The 1,082-nt window shown below is 51.5% G+C and carries 1 protein-coding gene and 2 pseudogenes; 2 read left to right on the top strand and 1 reads right to left on the bottom strand.

Annotated elements, in window-relative coordinates; translation table 11 throughout:
• Nucleotides 1-450, top strand: a pseudogene (locus ACTHUR_RS11725) (transposase); the annotation flags it as partial.
• Nucleotides 444-713: pseudogene (locus ACTHUR_RS11720) on the top strand (LysR substrate-binding domain-containing protein); the annotation flags it as partial. The pseudogenes ACTHUR_RS11725 and ACTHUR_RS11720, both read left to right, overlap by 7 nt.
• A 57-nt stretch (nt 714-770) precedes the next feature.
• On the opposite strand, the gene ACTHUR_RS11715 reads toward ACTHUR_RS11720, so the two are convergent.
• Nucleotides 771-1,082 (bottom strand): hypothetical protein (locus tag ACTHUR_RS11715; RefSeq protein WP_440398686.1); only part of this gene is annotated, 312 nt, incomplete at its 5' end.

Here is a 1,082-nt window from a genome sequence, read left to right as displayed (position 1 = left end):
GATCAAGTGATTGACTGGCAACCGATCGAACAGTACCTGAACCGTCAAAGAATCCGTTACCTTCGAGACCACCGCGGTCGTCCCGCCTATCCACTGCTATCCATGTTCAAAGCCGTCCTGCTCGGACAATGGCACAGCCTCTCCGATCCCGAACTCGAACACAGCCTCATCACCCGCATCGACTTCAACCTGTTTTGCCGTTTCGACGAGTTGAGCATCCCCGATTACAGCACCTTATGCCGCTACCGCAATTGGCTGGCGTAAGACGACACCCTGTCCGAATTGCTGGAACTGATCAACCGCCAACTGACCGAAAAAGGCTTAAAAGTAAAGAAAGCATCCGCCGCCGTCATTGACGCCACCATTATTCAGACCGCCGGCAGCAAACAGCGTCAGGCCATAGAAGTCGATGACGAAGGACAAGTCAGCGGCCAAACCACACCGGAGAAAAAGCCATTCTCCATCTCTCCCCGGTTATCCGCAGCGACAACACACTGATGATACGCGAGCTGATTAAAGCAGGAGCAGGCATAGGCTATCAGCCCCTTTGGGCAGTTCAGCAGGAATTGAAGGACGGCACATTGATCCAACTCCTGCCCGATTACACCATCTGGACAGACCAACTGAACGCCACCTATGTCGACAGGGCATTTCTCAGTGCGAAAGTGCGCAGCTTTATCGACTTTCTCAATGAAAAAATATCGGAAGGATAAACATCAAGGCCGTCTGAAACACTTTTCAGACGGCCTTTAATCAAAGCAACAATCCAATCAATAATTGGTTGAGCAAAACTGTTCGCGTTTGTCCGCATCGGCGGCATAGCATGTCAAACCCATGCCTGACGCATTGCTGTTGTTCGCTTTCGCACCCGGTTTCTTGTTCACCAAAACCTTACCGTTTTTACCGATCTCCACGGTTACGCCTTTGCCGTTTTTCAGCTTCCATTTCAACACTTGCTCATCGGCACTTTGGCACTTGCTGACCGTACAGCCGCCTTCTGTCGCGACGTTGCCGTTTTTATAAATCACGCACTGCTGCTGGCTGTCGGTACAGGCCGCATATGCAGCAACGGAGAAACAGGA

The sequence above is a fragment of the Neisseria sp. P0021.S007 genome, assembly GCF_051956855.1.
This window is presented reverse-complemented; position numbering and strand designations above follow the sequence as displayed.